The organism is Stappia sp., from assembly GCF_040110915.1.
Taxonomy (GTDB): domain Bacteria; phylum Pseudomonadota; class Alphaproteobacteria; order Rhizobiales; family Stappiaceae; genus Stappia.
Map to the genome: position 1 here is coordinate 72,283 of NZ_CP157793.1, position 14,574 is coordinate 86,856.

A 14,574-nucleotide genomic window follows, 5' to 3' on the forward strand; every position below is an offset into this window, starting at 1 on the left:
CGCGGGCTTTCAGTGTGCCGGGAAATAGGCGTCGAGGAACCGGCGGTAGATCGCCGCCAGCCGGTCGAGGTCGGCGGTGGCGACGCGCTCGTCGACCTGGTGCATGGTCTGGCCGACGAGGCCGAACTCGACCACGGGGCAGTGGTTCTTGATGAAGCGCGCGTCCGAGGTGCCGCCGCCCGTCGACAGCTCCGGGCGTTTGCCCGTCTCCGCCTCGATGGCGTCGGCAAGCGCGGCGATCAGGGTCTCGTCATGGGTGAGAAAGCTGTCGGAGGCGTCCTCGGTGAAGGCGAGATCCCAGTCGCAGGTCAGCGGGCCGACCGCCTCGAGCGTGGCCCTGAGGTGGGCGCGCAGGCTCTCCACCGACCATGTGTCGTTGAAGCGCACGTTGAAGCGCGCGCGCGCCTGGCGCGGGATCACGTTGAAGGCCGGATTGCCGACATCGAGCGAGGTGATTTCCAGATTGGACGGCTGGAAGCGGTCGTTGCCGGCATCGAGCGTCAGCCCGGTCAAGGCGCCGACCAGCGCCAGCAGATCCGGCACCGGGTTCTTTGCCAGATGCGGATAGGCGACGTGGCCCTGCACGCCGGTGACCGTCAGCGTGCCCGACACCGAGCCGCGCCGTCCGACCTTGATCGCGTCGCCGAGGGCGGCCGGGTTGGTCGGCTCGCCCAGGATGCAGGCGTCGAAGACATGGCCCTGCGCCTTCGCCCAGTCGAGCAGCTTCGCCGTGCCGTTGACCGCCGGGCCCTCCTCGTCGCCGGTGATGAGGAAGGACAGCGTGCCGGACAGCGCGCCGCCCCTTGCGCCGACGAGATCGAGCGCGGCGGCCGCGAAGGCCGCGATCCCGCCCTTCATGTCGACCGCGCCGCGCCCGAAAAGCACGCCGTCGGCGATGTCGCCCTGAAACGGCGGGTGGGTCCAGGCGGTCTCGTCGCCGGGCGGCACCACGTCGGTGTGGCCGGCGAAGACGACATGCGGCCGCCCCGAGCCGATGGTGGCGAAGAGATTTTCCACGTCCGCCGTGCCGGGCTGCGAGAAGGTCATGCGGGTGACGGCGAAGCCCGCCGCCGAAAGGCGTTCTTCCAGCAGCGCCAGCGCTCCGCCCTCGGCCGGCGTGACGGACGGGCAGCGCAGAAGGTCGCGCGCAAGGGCCACGGCGGGGGACAGGGCATCGGTCATGGGACAATTCCGGTTCGCGCGGGAGACGGGGCGACGTGAGAACGGGCGGTCAGGTCGGGCGCTTCCAGCGGCTGTTGGGCCCGGGGCCGTAGGCGTTCGGACCCGGCGTGCCGGGTATCAGGCCGAGGCCGACGATGAAGGCGATATTGATGCCGGGAATGAACACGGCGATGGCCAGGAAGCCGGTGAGCCCGCGATCCTGCAGCCGCTTGATGACGAGGGCGAGTTCCACCCATTGGAACAGCATCAGCGCATAGGGAACGAGCGGATTGGATTCCACGAAGGCCGCGACGGCCATCTCCAGCGACTGCGGTTCGTCGAGATTCACGCCGGACAGGTCCATGTCGCGCAGTCCCACCGTGATGAGGATCGCGAAGATCGCCCAGACCAGCGCGAAGGCGAGCCAATAGGGCTCGCGCGAGACGCGCCCGATCGGGTTGAAGAACAGCCAGAGCGGTCCGAGCGGGCCGGGATGGGGAACGGGCGAGGCCATGGAGATCCTGTCCGGATAACGACTGCACCGCACTTAGGCGGACTGGCGACGACAATCAAGCCGCCGTCACACCTTCTGCCCGGTCAACTGCCCGCGTTAAGGGAGGATTATGGGAAGGGTGGTATGCCGAAGGTGCCGAGGACGCGCGAAGGGCGGCCCGGCATGCGTCGATCCGCCTGGCGGGTCGGCCGGCGGATCAGACCCCAGACAGGAGCCAGGCACCGTGTTCAGCTTATCGCCCGTCTCGCCCGACAATACGTTTCGCAAGAAGCGGATCGAACGGGTTTGCAAGATGATCGCGGATCACGTGGCGCGCCACGGTCATTGCCGGATCATCGACCTTGGCGGCACGCGCGGCTTCTGGGAGGTCTGGCGCGACATGATCGACTTCGACACCGTGTCGATCACCTGCGTCAACATCGATGTGGCGGCGCAGCCGCCGGCCGAGGTCGATCTGCCGATCGAGGTGATCGAGGGCAGCGCCTGCGACCTGCCCCAATATGCGGACAATGCCTTCGATCTGGTGTTTTCCAACTCGGTGATCGAACACGTCGGGCTGTGGCCGAACAAGGTCGCCTTCGCCCGCGAGGCGCGCCGTCTGGCGCCGAGCTACTTCATCCAGACGCCGAATTACGGCTTTCCCATCGAGCCGCACGCGCGCTTTCCCATGCTGCACTGGCTGCCGCGCCCGATGGCCTATCGCATCCACATGCTGATGCGCACCGGCTTCTACCCCAAGGCGGCGACGCTCGACGACGCGATGTTCGCAGCCGAGGACGCGATCATGCTGGACCGCCGGCAGATGCGCCATCTCTTCCCCGACGCGACGGTGGAATCGGAGCGTTTCTTCGGCCTGGCGAAATCGCTGATGGCGATCCGCCACAAGCCGGCCGAAAGCGCCCGCATCGCCGAGGCCGCCTGACGCAAAGTGAGCGTTTCGGAAAACCCGCGGCCCGGCGATCCGTGTCGCCGGGCCCGCGTGCGCGGCGTCAGTCGCGCAGCAGCTCGTTCACCGAGGTCTTGGAACGGGTCTTCTCGTCGACACGCTTGACGATGACCGCGCAGTAGAGGTTCGGCCCCGGCGCGCCGTCGGGCAGCGGCTTGCCCGGCATGGTGCCGGCGACCACGACCGAGTAGGGCGGCACCTCGCCGTAGAAGACCTCGCCGGTGGTGCGATCGACGATCTTCGTCGACTGGCCGATGTAGACGCCCATGCCGAGCACCGAGCCCTCGCGCACGATGCAGCCCTCGACCACTTCCGAGCGCGCGCCGATGAAGCAATTGTCCTCGATGATGACCGGGCCAGCCTGAAGCGGCTCCAGCACGCCGCCGATGCCGACGCCGCCCGACAGATGCACGCCCTTGCCGATCTGCGCGCAGGAGCCGACGGTCGCCCAGGTGTCGACCATCGTTCCCTCGTCCACGAAGGCGCCGAGATTGACGAAGGAGGGCATCAGCACCACGCTCTTGCCGATGAAGGCGGAGCGGCGCACGATCGCGCCCGGAACGGCGCGAAAGCCGGCTTCCTCGAAGTCGAGACCGCGCCAGCCGTCGAACTTGGACGGCACCTTGTCCCACCAGGTGGCATCGCCCGGGCCGCCCTTGATGATCTCCATCGGGTTGAGCCGGAAGGACAGCAGCACCGCCTTCTTCAGCCACTGATTGACCGTCCAGTCGCCGTCCGCGCCCTTTTCCGCGACGCGGGCATGGCCGCGGTCGAGCAGGTCGAGGGCGGCATTGACGGCGTCGCGCACGTCGCCGGTGGTGTGGCTGTCGATGTTGGCGTGGTCCTCGAAGGCCGCGTCGATGGTGGCGGCGAGCTTGGTCTGGTCGATCTGGGCGGGATTCATGCGCGGGCGTCTCCGTCGGCGTGAGAAAAACGGCGGGATTGTCGCGCGGGAGAAAAGCCGGGAGGGCGGGGGAAGTCAAGGCCGCGCGGGATCGCACGCGGCGGCGCGGGCGCGCACCCGGGCCGCCGGGCTCGCGCGCGTCTCCGGGTGCCGCCGGGGCGTATGCACCGGCGCATCAGGGATCGAGGACGATCACCTCGGTCTCGCCGGCTTCGCAGACGTAGCAGCAGCTCTCGCAGGCCTCTTCGTCGTCAAGGCCGACGCCCCAGTAGGCGTTCGCATCGCCGCGTACCCAGGCGCCGTAGCAGATGTCCTCGCCGGCGCTGCAGTCGATCGCGAATTCGGTGGTCTGGCCGTCGTCGAGCACGAAAACCTTGTCGCCGCCCGGCCAGACGTGGTCGCGCGACTGCGAATAGAGCTCGACATCCACGATGTTGGGGTGGTTGCTGCGAAATAGCCAGCTCATCGTTTCCGCCTGGGCCGGAAGCGCGGGAAGCAGCAGAAACGCCCCGCAAAGCGCCAGCGCCACCGCAGTGCGGCGCGCGGCGGCCGCGACCACGGGTGACGGATGCCCGCCTGTCATGTCGAGATGCGCCATGTTGCGGCTCCCCCTTCTGTCGGTGCGCCCGTTCGGGTCGCTCTCCCCCTGAGTGCCGTCGGGCGACGGAAACCGGGGCGATCCCGTGGCCGGTCCGCGTCGTGCCGGCATCGAGCATCGCATGCGGAGGGAGATCCCGCCAAGCGATGTTTCCGTTGCGGAAGATGAGCGCAGGCCAAGGGGAAGACAAGAAGGGCGATGGACAGCGGACGGCTCCGGTTCTAAGCGAGAGGGATGGAGTTGTGGATCCCCATCACCCTCTTCGCGGCCTTTTGCCAGAACGCCCGCTCCGCCCTTCAGAAGCACCTGAAGGGACGGCTCGGGACGACGGGCGCCACCTTCGTGCGCTTCGGCTACGGCTTTCCTGTCGCGCTTGTCTATCTGGCGGCGCTGCATTGGGGGCTTGGCAATCCGTTGCCCGAGCCGGGCGCGGTGTTCTGGGCGGTCGGCGCACTGGGCGGCGTGGCGCAGATCGCCGCGACCTTCCTGCTCGTTCATCTCTTCGCCTACCGGAACTTCGTGGTCGGCACGGCCTACTCCAAGACCGAGCCGGTGCAGGCGGCGCTCTTCGCCCTGGTGTTTCTGGGCGAGGCGGTGACGCCGCTGGCGAGCCTTGCCATCGCCATCGGCGTCGTCGGGGTGGTGATGATCTCGCTCGCCGGGCAAAGCCTGCGCTTCCGGTCGGTCGCCACCGCGCTCGTCGGCCGGCCGGCGCTGATCGGGCTGGCCTCCGCCGCGCTCTTCGGTCTGTCGGCGGTGTGTTACCGCGCCGCCTCGCTGTCGCTTGAGGGGCCGAATTTCGTCATGCAGGCGGCCGCGACGCTCGCCTATGTGACCGTGTTCCAAACGGTGCTGATGGCCGCCTGGATGCGCTGGCGCGAGCCGGAGCAACTGGCGGCGAGTGTCGCGAACTGGCGGGCCGGGATCTGGGTGGGGCTTGCCGGCGTGGCGGGCTCGGCCGGCTGGTTCACGGCGATGACCCTGCAACAGGTCGCCTATGTGCGCGCGCTCGGCCAGATCGAGCTGGTCTTCACCTTCCTCGCCTCCTGGCTCGTCTTTCGGGAGAAGGTCCACCCGAGCGAGGCGCTGGGCGCGGCGCTGATCGTCGCGGCCATCGTGGTGTTGCTGCTGGGCACGTGAGCGCCAGGGGCCGAACGGCCTGAGGTCTCAACCTGACCGCCTTGCGCAAAGGCGCAGGGCATAGGCCGGCGATCCCCGAGATCTCGGAAAAAGAGACGGATCGACGGCTTCGGGTGGGATCACGCCCGGGGCGCCGGTCGCGGGATCGATGCGCTGTCCAAGGGTCGGCTCTCCCGTGCTTTTCGTATCGACGCCCGCCCCGACGAAGATGCGCCCGGCCGCCGCCTCGACCGGCACCCATCCGGTCGGGCAAGGCGTGTCCGCCGGCAAAAGGGCAAGGGCGCGTGAGGGCCAGGCCTGAGGTGAGGGCGAAGAAAACCAAAGCCCGACAATCCCGCCAAGGACGCCGCTGGCGATGGCAAGAAGCAGCACGGGGCGGTGGTTCATACGGTCGCATGGCCTTGTTGCGGGACGGACCCACAGTTTACGGCGAGTTGTTCCGTAAGTACAACGCATGATCGCATTGGGTTGCGAGAGCCCGACGGCGCGGGCTCGGAACAGTCGCAATGGAAGGGTGTTTGAAGGGGAGGGCGCTCGAACATCGGTGATGTGATCGCGATGGTCCCGATCGTGAGCGGTCTGGGAGCGGTCTGGGAGCGGTCTGGGGGGGCGGGGCGGTTGTCGCCCTGGCCGGTGTCGCTGGCGTGGGCGTCACCAATCGTGCGATCCGGGATGTGCAATCTTCTCTCGAGGCGGCCAGGTCGGAGGCCCGGTGCATCCAGAACGATCTGCGTATCCTGCCTGGTCACTACCAGGCAAATCGATGCGAAAATGTTATGATGTAGACATTCCGGTGGATCGTGATGGAATTGAAAATCCTGAATGACGATGTTGCGATGATGGCATCGTCGACAGCCGGGTCTGTGTATTTTCAGTTCTTTTTCACGTTTGCTTTGCTGGTTGGCCTTGTCTTTGTTGCTCAGGATCGCTTCGATCTCAGCATGGGACCTCTGGACCTCGTCGTTCAGCCGGTTCTGACCGTTGCGGTCCTTTTCGTGATGGCGAGCGTGTGGCCGGCGCTGATCCGATTGCAAAAGGTCTATGTCGACAGATCCAAGGGTCTCGTCATTCGAACGTCCCTGACCCTTGCCGGATTGGAGGAAACGACCGTTCGGTTCTCCGACGTCGAGGCCGTGGTGATCCGGCGCTGGCCCGCGATGTTTTCGTCCCGGATCGTGCTTCGAACATCGCAGGGAACGCTCGACCTCGTTAGGCAGGGTCATCTTCTTCTCAGGCGGCGTCACATGCGGGAGTTGCGCGCGCTTGCCGAGTTTCTCGGCGTGCCGCTTGTCGACCCGCGCGCCTCGCGCCCGGACCGGGCCTGACGTCCAGCGACCTCAAGCGCGGGATATCATCTGCTTCGTGAGCTCAGCATCTCGACACAACACGCCGAAGCATTCGCGATTGGGTAATCCAAAACAGCAACCCATGATAGAATGCGGTTGCGCGGGCCGTGCGGCGGGCGCGGATCCGCGCTCCTCGGCGCGACGGCGCCCAACCGCGCGGGCACACGGGACCGGTGCAAAGCCCGCCGGTCGAAAAGAAATCCTCGGGCACGGAAAGGGGCCGATACTCGATGCAGGATCTCTCAAGCAGGAGTGACAGCATGTGCCCTTCCTTTACCGGGACCGATCTGCGGGATGCGATCGAACAGGCGACCAGGCGTGACAACACGGCGCGCTGCGCGCAGTTGCGGTCCCGGGCCCGTGCCCTGAAGGAGCGTGCCGAGGATCTCAAACGCGAGCTCGGGTCGCTGAAGCGCGAGCTTGAAAACTATCGGGCGGCCCGCAGTGGAGGGCAGGAAAACGCGGTCCTGGTGGGCATCTCCATCCTCGGGAGCCTGTTAATGCCGGCGTCGATACTTGTTGCCGGATTGCTTGCCTTTGTGCGGTTTGGTGCCCCGATCCTGTTCGGGGGTGCGGCGGCAATAGGGACTATCCTGACGGGTGTTGCGGACGTCAAACAGGCCCTGAACATGCTCGACGCGGCGGAGCGGAGTGGACCGAACATCCAGGCTGTCCTGCGGACGATCGCGACCGTTGAAGCGAAGGCACGGGGCGTTCAACGGGACCTTCGCGTGCTGGAAAGCCATGCGGTTGCCTATGGCTGCAACGACGAGACGTCCTAGCGCTGTTCGCCGAGCCTCGGGATTCCCGACAGGATATCTTAACCCGCAGGGTGAAGTCGGTCACCTGCCAGTAATGCAGGAAACATGTTCTCGTACTGTGATTTTGTTCAAGGGGTAGGAAATGTATGTTGTGAAAAACACGGGGGCGGATAGAAGGATAATAATAAAGTTGAATTCTTTCGGTTTTGTGGCGTATTTTGTATTTTTCAACTCTCTTATATACGTTGTTTATGCTTATGCATATAAAACGCGAGGCATCGGCCTTGAAGATTTTCTGACAGTGCATGGTCCGGCTTTTCCAGGCATCTTGTTGATGGCGACCGCCGTATTTTCGGCGCTCGCGCGATTCTGGATGATTCATCTGGATCGCGCGGACGACCGCATCGTGCAGCTGATGAAGGGCGTTTATTTCACCTATCAGCGGGAGCTTGCTCTGTCGGAGGTAACCGCGGTCGTCATCCGGCGAAGGCCCACCCTCATCCTCGGCCGAATCTGTCTGCGTGCCGCTGCTTTCGAAGTGGATCTCAGTCCGCCCGGCTTTCTCCTGCCCGGCCAGCGCGCGGCGGCGCGCGAGATCGCAGAATTCCTCGGCGTGCCGCTCACCGACGAGCGCGGGCACATCATCCCGTATCGGGCGTGAGCGGCGGACGCGTGAACGCGGGAGCGGTGTCGCGGCCGCTCGATGCTTGCCGGGCTTGCGGTGACCCGAAGAAACGGGGGCGCGAGGGAAAGCCCACCCTGCTCAGGCACCTATGGGCACATCCCCTATCCTGATCGGTGTCTCGACGCCGCGCGGCGCGGTCCTGTCCAGCCCGCCCTGAGCGCGGCGGGCAGGGCAACAGGGGCGGGCGTCAGGACGCAGCAGACGTTACATGGTCACGGGGCGCGCAAAGCCTCAACAGGGACAGAAAGAACGCGCCACGATGCGGCACGCCCGTCGCGAAGTAACCATCCGCGCGTGTCGGGTCGGGCGGTGTCCAGTCCGTGAGCGGTGCGCCGTCAAAGGTCCAGTTCCGGCTTCGGAGGCGATATTGGAGTGTGCTCAAGGTCTCCGGCAAGGCGATCTCCGGCGTTGTCCAGAGGTCCTGAAACACCCGATCGTTCGATGCATCGACCGTCATCCACCCGTGCGGACATGTCCGATCCGCCGGGATCACGTCGAACCGCCCGGCGGGAACTTCTTTCAGGCGCGCCTCGACGAATGGAAGGAACTGGCCGACCAGAAGGGCGACCAGGATCGCAAACGCGTATCGAAGCGTGGCGCGTGTCATCGTCCGGTCGTCCGGTCGTCGGGTGTGCGGCCGCTGCCCGGAGCCGGGTGCGGACTTGCGATTGCAAGATCGATATGCAATCTATAGTCGCATTGGATTGCGGTCCAGAGACCCTTGAGAGGACTTGGGAACCCGGTCTGTGCGGGCGTCCGTCTCGGGTCTGCGGCCCAGTCTTCGCGCTCTGGCCATGTCGGCCATGTCCGTCATGTCGTCGGGGCGATCGCACGGACAGTCGCACCGGGTCGCAGGCGCCATGTTCTCGGTTCATCGCATCAACGCGCATCGCCTGCTGGTGACCTCCAACCTCGCGCAGATGGCGATCGGGATAGCTTTGCTGATGCTGGTGGTGGCACCCACCTTGCATGTTGTTTTCTTCAACAGATACATGAGCAAGACGTTTCTTGAATCTCTGCTTGCGGCGGAGATGACCACCTTCGGGCTCCTGTCCCTGGTGCTGGCCTGGACGGCGTTTTTTCACACGTGGCGCACGGATGTCGATCTGCGCGAGGGGACCCTGGTCACGAGCGACGCCACCCTCTTCGGGACGCACTATGTTCAGCGCCCGCTGGCCACGGCGATTCGCGTGGAGATCCGGCGGCGGCCGACCCTTGTCGTTTCGCGAATTCGTCTGTGCACGCACGACGGGCCGGTGGACCTCGGGCCACCGGGCTTTCTCCTGCCCGGCCAGAGCGCGGCGGCGCGCGAGATCGCAGAATTCCTCGGCGTGCCGCTCACCGATGAGCGTGGGATCGTCATCCCGTATCGCGCGTGAGCGGGGCGGGTCGGGTCCGCTCCGATTCCCGGTTCGGCCGGTTGACGAGCGTCACCAGCACGAAGGAGATGATCATCAAGAGCACCCAGGCGTTGAGCTTGGCAAGCGAGACGAGCCGCCAGCCGTCCGCCTGGTCGGGATAGCGCCAGGCCTGCGCGAAGGTGCCGATGTTCTCCGCGATCCAGATGAACAGCGCGACCAGAAAAAAGCCGAGCACCAGCGGCATCCGGTGGCGGTAGCGATAGACGGAGTAATGCACCCAGCAGCGTCCGTAGAGCAGGATCAACACGGCGAAGAGCCCGAGCCGGATGTCGATCACGAAGTGGTGCGAGAAGAAATTGATGTAGATCGCGGCGGCGAACAGGTAGGTGGTCCACATCGGCGGATACTGCGTGTAGGCGAAATCGAAGATCCGCGAGACGCGCGCCAGATAACTGCCGACGGCGGCATACATGAAGCCGGAAAAGAGCGGCACGCCGCCGATGCGGAAAAAACTCTCCTCCGGATAGATCCAGGAGCCGGCCGCCGTCTTGAACACTTCCATCGCCGTGCCGACGACGTGGAAGATCAGGATCACCTTCGCCTCGTCCAGCGTTTCGAACTTCGCCCACAGCAGCCAGATCTGGATCGCGACCGCCGCCAGGAACAGAAAGTCGTAGCGCGCCAGCGGCGCATCGGCGGGATAGAAAAACCGCGTGCCGAGAATGAGCGCGAGCAGCAGCGCCCCGTAGAGGCAGGCATAGGCCTGCTTGATGCCGAAGGCGAGGAACTCGACCGTGGCGCGGGCGAAGACGCCCTTGCCGAGCCGGCGATAGACCCACGGCAGCGCCAGATGCAGCGCCCGTTCGGTGCGCGAGGCGGCGGTGGCCGGGCGGCCGAGACGCTGGACGAGGTTGAGCCGCATGCCCCCGGATCTCCGCCCTGGCCCGTGGATCAGGCCTGCGGCGCGTCGATCGCGCCGAGCACGGCGGTCAGGAAGCCGGTGAGATCCTCGGTGACGAAATCCACATGCGGGGCGCTGTCGCCCTCCAGTTCCCATTCCTCTCGAAAGACCGCGCGCGTGCCTTCCGGCACCAGCAGCACCGAGCGCATGCCGAGCCGGTGCGGGACTTCCAGATTGCGGGCGAGATCCTCGAACATCGCCGCGCGCACCGGCGACACGCCGGTCTTGTCCAGAAACATCCGGTAGGTGTCCAGATTGGGCTTGGGCAGCAGCCCGGCGGCGACGATGTCGAAAATGTCCTCGAAGTGCTCGGAGATGCCGAGCCGCGCGGCGGTGCGTTCCGCATGCGGACGGTCGCCATTGGTGAAGATGTACTTCTTGCCCGGCAGCCGCGCGATGGCCCGGCCGAGCGCCGGGTTGGGATCGACCGGCGAATAGTCGATATCGTGCACGTATTCCAGAAACGCGTCCGGATCGATGTCGTGCTCGATCATCAGCCCGCGCAGGGTGGTGCCGTAATCCTTGTAGTATTGCTTCTGCTTCAGATAGGCCTGATCGCGCGGCAGATCGAGCGCCCGGGCGACATAGTCCGAGATGCGCGTGTTGATCTGGGAAAACAGATCGCTGCTCGCCGGATAAAGCGTGTTGTCGAGATCGAAGACCCAGGCCTCGACGCCCTTGAAGACCCTGAGATCCTGCCCGTGCGCGTGGCGTCCCTCGCGCGTCGCGGGGTCGCCCGAAACGGCACCCGGGGTGCCGGCGGCGTTGGCGCGGTCGGTCATGGGCGCAGCAGGGTCCCGGCGCCCTGGTCGGTGAAGAGCTCGAGCAGCACGGCGTGCGGCACCTTTCCGTTCAGGATGACGACGCCCTCCACGCCCTGTTCGATCGCCTCGATGCAGGTCTCCACCTTGGGGATCATCCCGCCGGAGATCGTGCCGTCCTCGATCAGCGCGCGGGCCTGGGCGACGGAGAGCTCCTTGATGAGCTTGCCGTCGGCATCGAGCACGCCCGGAACGTCGGTGAGGAACAGGAGCCGCTTGGCGTCGAGCGCGCCGGCGATGGCGCCGGCGAAAGTGTCGGCGTTGATGTTGTAGGTTTCCCCGTCGCGGCCCGGCGCGACCGGGGCGACGACCGGGATCAGCTCTTCCTTCATGACGAGACGCAGCACGGTCGGATTGACCTCATGCGGCTCGCCGACGAAGCCGAGATCGAGGATCTGCTCGATGGCGGAATTCGGGTCGCGCACCCGCCGGTGCAGCTTCTCCGCCGTGACCAGATTGCCGTCCTTGCCGCACAGGCCGATGGCCTTGCCGCCGGCGGCATTGATCAGATGGACCACTTCCTTGTTGATCGCGCCGGCGAGCACCATTTCGACCACGTCCACGGTTGCTTTGTCGGTCACGCGCAGGCCGTTCTTGAACTCGCTGCGGATGCCGAGCCGGTCGAGCATGGCGCCGATCTGCGGTCCGCCGCCATGCACCACGACCGGCTGCACCCCCGCCTGACGCAGCAGCGTGATGTCGCGGGCGAAGGCCTGGCCGAGGTCGGCGTCGCCCATGGCGTGACCGCCGTATTTCACCACCACCACCTGGTCGTCGTAGCGCAGCATATAGGGCAGCGCCTTGGCGATGACCTGCGCCGGATTGGCGGGCGCCTGGGAGGAGGGGGCGGGACTGGCCGGAACGGAGTCGGACATGGGCGTTTCGAACTTTCGCGGGCGGCTGGGCGTGGGGATCCGAGGCAGGGATGCGCGTTCGGACCCGAAGGGAACGGAGGATCGCGGCGACACGATGACGACGACGGCCGGCTGTCGACAGCACCCGTCCGACGGTCACGGTCCGTCTATATCCGGTTTGCCCATCGTGCTCAATCGCGGGGGCTCGATCGCGTGCGGGGATCAGGCGACACCGACCCGCAACTGCTCGGGCCGTTGCGCGGGGTGCATGTGCCCCGCCTCCAGCGCGCGGGCGATGAGCTGCGGGATGTCGCCGGCGGGAACCGGCTTGCAGAAATGATAGCCCTGCATGTCGGTGCAGCCGATCCTGGCGAGAAAGCGTTTCTGTTCCTCGGTCTCGATGCCCTCGGCCGTCACCTTGAGACCGAGATCGACGGCGAGTTTGACCAGCGCGTGGGTGACCTTGTTGTAGTCGATGTTGACGTCGAGGCCGCGCACGAACTCGCGGTCGACCTTGATGCGATCCACCGAGAATTGCAGCAGATGGGTCAGGGAGCCGAAGCCCGTGCCGAAATCGTCGAGCACGATGGAGATCCCGAGCCGCTTCAGGGCCTTCAGGGTCTGCATGAGATCCGGCGACGGCGTCAGCAGAATGTTCTCGGTGATCTCGAGGTCGAGGCAGCGGCCGTCGTATCCGGTGCGCTCCAGGATCGAGCGGACGCGATTGACCAGGCGGGGGTCGCGCAGCTGCCCGGCGAACAGATTGACCGACAGGCGGAACCCCTCGGGCAACGCCTGCGCCCAGGGCAGCGCCGCGCGGCAGGCCTCCTCCAGAACCCAATATCCCACGTCCGCGGCGTAGCGGGTGGAATCGAGCGCGGCGATGAAGACACCCGGGGACAGCCGGCCGCGTTCCGGGTGGTCCCAGCGCAGCAGGGCCTCCGCGCCGATGATGCCGGCGTCGTCGAGGCGCACGATGGGCTGGAACACGAGATCGAACTGCCCCGCGTCGAAGGCTTCGCAGAGCTCGCGCGCCAGCGTGTTGCGGCAATCCGCCTCCCGGCGCATCGTCATGTTGAACCGCGCGAAGCGGCCGCGCCCGCTCGCCTTGGCCTCGTAGAGCGCCAGGTCGGCATTGCCCATCAGCTGGCTGTAGCTGCCGCCGTGCTCGGGCAGCGACGCGATGCCGAGGCTGCATCCGCAATCGACCTCGTCGTGACCGATCTTGTAGGGCTCGGCGAGGGCCTGGCAGATCGTGGCGGCATATTCCGCCACCGCGCCGTCCGCCGTGAGGCTCGGTTCCAGCACCGCGAACTCGTCGCCTCCGAGCCGGGCGACCGTCGCCTGGGAACTGACGCAGCTCGTCAGGCGCCGGGCGACCTCCTTGAGCAGGGCGTCGCCCACCGTGTGACCCAGGGTGTCGTTGACGAGTTTGAAATGATCGAGATCGAGCAGGAACAGCGTGGCGCCGTCCCCCGATTCCTGCCAGTCGCGGAAGGCGTCGCCGACGCGCTCCTCGAAGGTGGCGCGATTGGCGACATTGGTCAGCGCGTCGTGGCGGGCCATGTGCTCCACCTCGCGCCGTGCGCGTTCCTCGAGGGTGACGTCACGCGCCGAGCCGCGATAGCCCAGGAAGGTGCCGTCCTGCGCAAACACCGGCCGGCCGCTGATGGAGAAGATGCGTTCATCGCTCCCGTCGAACCAGCGAAAGCGGAAATCGCGGAACGGTTCATGGCGCTCCACGATCCGGCGATGCTCGGCCCAGACGTCGTCGGCCTCGCCGTTCGCGCAGGTGGCGTCCCATCGGGTCTTGCCGATGAACTCCTCGATCCGGATGCCGACGTCGGCGGCGGCTTCGGAGAGATAGGTGAAGCGAAAGGCGCTGTCCTGCTCCCAGATCCAGTCGGAGGCGATGTCGAGATAGTCGCGCAGACGGGCGTCGCGGCGGCGGCCTTCCAGAGCACGGATGGCGAGCCGGCTCAAGGACGACAGGGTCGCGAACTCATGCTCCGTCAACCCGCGCGGGCGGGGGTGCGGATCGATCACGCAGAACGTTCCCACACACACGCCGTTGTCGAGACGCAGGGGAAAACCGGCATAAAACCGCGCGCCGTCCGCCGGCGCCACATAGGGAACATCCTGAAACCTGGGATCGGCGCCGAGATCGGTGACGATCAGCGGATCGCGCCGGCGCAGGGTCTCCCGGCACACGGTCTGCGACACCTCCGCCTGACGTGTGGTGCTGCCGACGGAGGCGACCACATGAAGCGTGTCTTTCTGAAGAAAGGTCAGAAACGCCTTTTCGCAAGACGTGACGCGGGCCGCGATCCGGACGAGTTCGTCGAAGGCGGGGTCGGGCGTGTCGGTGACGAGCCCGAACCCGGCGAGGGTCGGGTCGAATGCGGCAGTCGCGAGCCCTTGCGGTGCGAAGCCAACGGCCTCGACCACGGGCTCTTCGCCGGTGCGTGTGCCGCCGTCATCCTGCATGCGGTATCCACCCCTTTTGCCGCAATCTATTCAGG

15 protein-coding genes are annotated in these 14,574 nt (G+C 66.2%); 6 read left to right on the forward strand and 9 right to left on the reverse strand.

Features of this window, described 5'->3' with window-relative positions; translation table 11 throughout:
* Positions 1 to 9: 9 nt before the first annotated feature.
* Both dapE and ABL312_RS00335 read right to left on the reverse strand, forming a co-directional pair.
* The gene (gene dapE / locus ABL312_RS00330; protein WP_349359382.1) at positions 10 to 1,182 is read right to left on the reverse strand and encodes a succinyl-diaminopimelate desuccinylase; all 1,173 of its coding nucleotides are present in this window, start codon (positions 1,180 to 1,182) and stop codon (positions 10 to 12) included.
* A gap of 49 nt (positions 1,183 to 1,231) precedes the next feature.
* Positions 1,232 to 1,675 (reverse strand): DUF805 domain-containing protein, encoded by a 444-nt coding sequence (locus tag ABL312_RS00335; protein ID WP_349359383.1) that lies wholly within the window; start codon positions 1,673 to 1,675, stop codon positions 1,232 to 1,234.
* A 223-nt stretch (positions 1,676 to 1,898) separates the two neighbouring features.
* Here ABL312_RS00335 and ABL312_RS00340 point away from each other — a divergent pair, with 223 nt between their 5' ends.
* The gene (locus tag ABL312_RS00340; RefSeq protein WP_349359384.1) at positions 1,899 to 2,597 is read left to right on the forward strand and encodes a class I SAM-dependent methyltransferase; all 699 of its coding nucleotides are present in this window, start codon (positions 1,899 to 1,901) and stop codon (positions 2,595 to 2,597) included.
* Between the two features lie 67 nt (positions 2,598 to 2,664).
* Here the strand turns inward: ABL312_RS00340 and dapD are convergent, their stop codons facing one another.
* Together dapD and ABL312_RS00350 are read right to left on the reverse strand one after the other, a co-directional pair.
* Positions 2,665 to 3,525 carry a 2,3,4,5-tetrahydropyridine-2,6-dicarboxylate N-succinyltransferase gene (gene dapD, locus ABL312_RS00345; protein ID WP_349359385.1) on the reverse strand — a complete coding sequence of 287 codons (861 nt, stop codon included), beginning with the start codon at positions 3,523 to 3,525 and terminating at the stop codon, positions 2,665 to 2,667.
* A gap of 175 nt (positions 3,526 to 3,700) precedes the next feature.
* A complete protein-coding gene (locus ABL312_RS00350) occupies positions 3,701 to 4,123 on the reverse strand; it encodes a hypothetical protein (protein WP_349359386.1) in 423 nt (140 codons plus the stop codon).
* A gap of 234 nt (positions 4,124 to 4,357) precedes the next feature.
* On the opposite strand from ABL312_RS00350, the gene ABL312_RS00355 reads away from it, so the two are divergent.
* From ABL312_RS00355 to ABL312_RS00370, 4 genes are all read left to right on the forward strand, one after another.
* Positions 4,358 to 5,263, forward strand: coding sequence for a DMT family transporter (locus ABL312_RS00355; RefSeq protein WP_349359387.1), 906 nt, complete (start codon positions 4,358 to 4,360; stop codon positions 5,261 to 5,263).
* A gap of 803 nt (positions 5,264 to 6,066) precedes the next feature.
* Positions 6,067 to 6,588 (forward strand): hypothetical protein, encoded by a 522-nt coding sequence (locus ABL312_RS00360; RefSeq protein ID WP_349359388.1) that lies wholly within the window; start codon positions 6,067 to 6,069, stop codon positions 6,586 to 6,588.
* A 281-nt stretch (positions 6,589 to 6,869) separates the two neighbouring features.
* Positions 6,870 to 7,391, forward strand: coding sequence for a hypothetical protein (locus ABL312_RS00365; protein WP_349359389.1), 522 nt, complete (start codon positions 6,870 to 6,872; stop codon positions 7,389 to 7,391).
* Positions 7,392 to 7,560: 169 nt separating this feature from the next.
* Positions 7,561 to 8,031 (forward strand): hypothetical protein, encoded by a 471-nt coding sequence (locus ABL312_RS00370; protein ID WP_349359390.1) that lies wholly within the window; start codon positions 7,561 to 7,563, stop codon positions 8,029 to 8,031.
* Between the two features lie 211 nt (positions 8,032 to 8,242).
* On the opposite strand, the gene ABL312_RS00375 is transcribed toward ABL312_RS00370, so the two are convergent.
* Entirely contained in the window at positions 8,243 to 8,662 is a 420-nt protein-coding gene (locus ABL312_RS00375; protein ID WP_349359391.1) for a hypothetical protein, read from the reverse strand.
* Between the two features lie 253 nt (positions 8,663 to 8,915).
* On the opposite strand from ABL312_RS00375, the gene ABL312_RS00380 reads away from it, so the two are divergent.
* On the forward strand, positions 8,916 to 9,434 hold the full coding sequence (locus ABL312_RS00380; protein WP_349359392.1) for a hypothetical protein: 519 nt from the start codon (positions 8,916 to 8,918) through the stop codon (positions 9,432 to 9,434).
* On the opposite strand, the gene ABL312_RS00385 is transcribed toward ABL312_RS00380, so the two are convergent.
* From ABL312_RS00385 to ABL312_RS00400, 4 genes are all read right to left on the reverse strand, one after another.
* A complete protein-coding gene (locus ABL312_RS00385; RefSeq protein ID WP_349359393.1) occupies positions 9,415 to 10,338 on the reverse strand; it encodes a DUF817 domain-containing protein in 924 nt (307 codons plus the stop codon). The genes ABL312_RS00380 and ABL312_RS00385 overlap by 20 nt on opposite strands.
* A gap of 29 nt (positions 10,339 to 10,367) precedes the next feature.
* Positions 10,368 to 11,159, reverse strand: coding sequence for a pyrimidine 5'-nucleotidase (locus ABL312_RS00390; RefSeq protein ID WP_349359394.1), 792 nt, complete (start codon positions 11,157 to 11,159; stop codon positions 10,368 to 10,370).
* Positions 11,156 to 11,986, reverse strand: a complete 831-nt coding sequence (argB, locus tag ABL312_RS00395; protein ID WP_349361486.1) for an acetylglutamate kinase — start codon at positions 11,984 to 11,986, stop codon at positions 11,156 to 11,158. Before argB ends, ABL312_RS00390 begins: the two co-directional genes overlap by 4 nt.
* Before the next feature lie 288 nt (positions 11,987 to 12,274).
* Positions 12,275 to 14,539 (reverse strand): EAL domain-containing protein, encoded by a 2,265-nt coding sequence (locus tag ABL312_RS00400; protein ID WP_349359395.1) that lies wholly within the window; start codon positions 14,537 to 14,539, stop codon positions 12,275 to 12,277.
* Between the last annotated feature and the right edge of the window lie 35 nt (positions 14,540 to 14,574).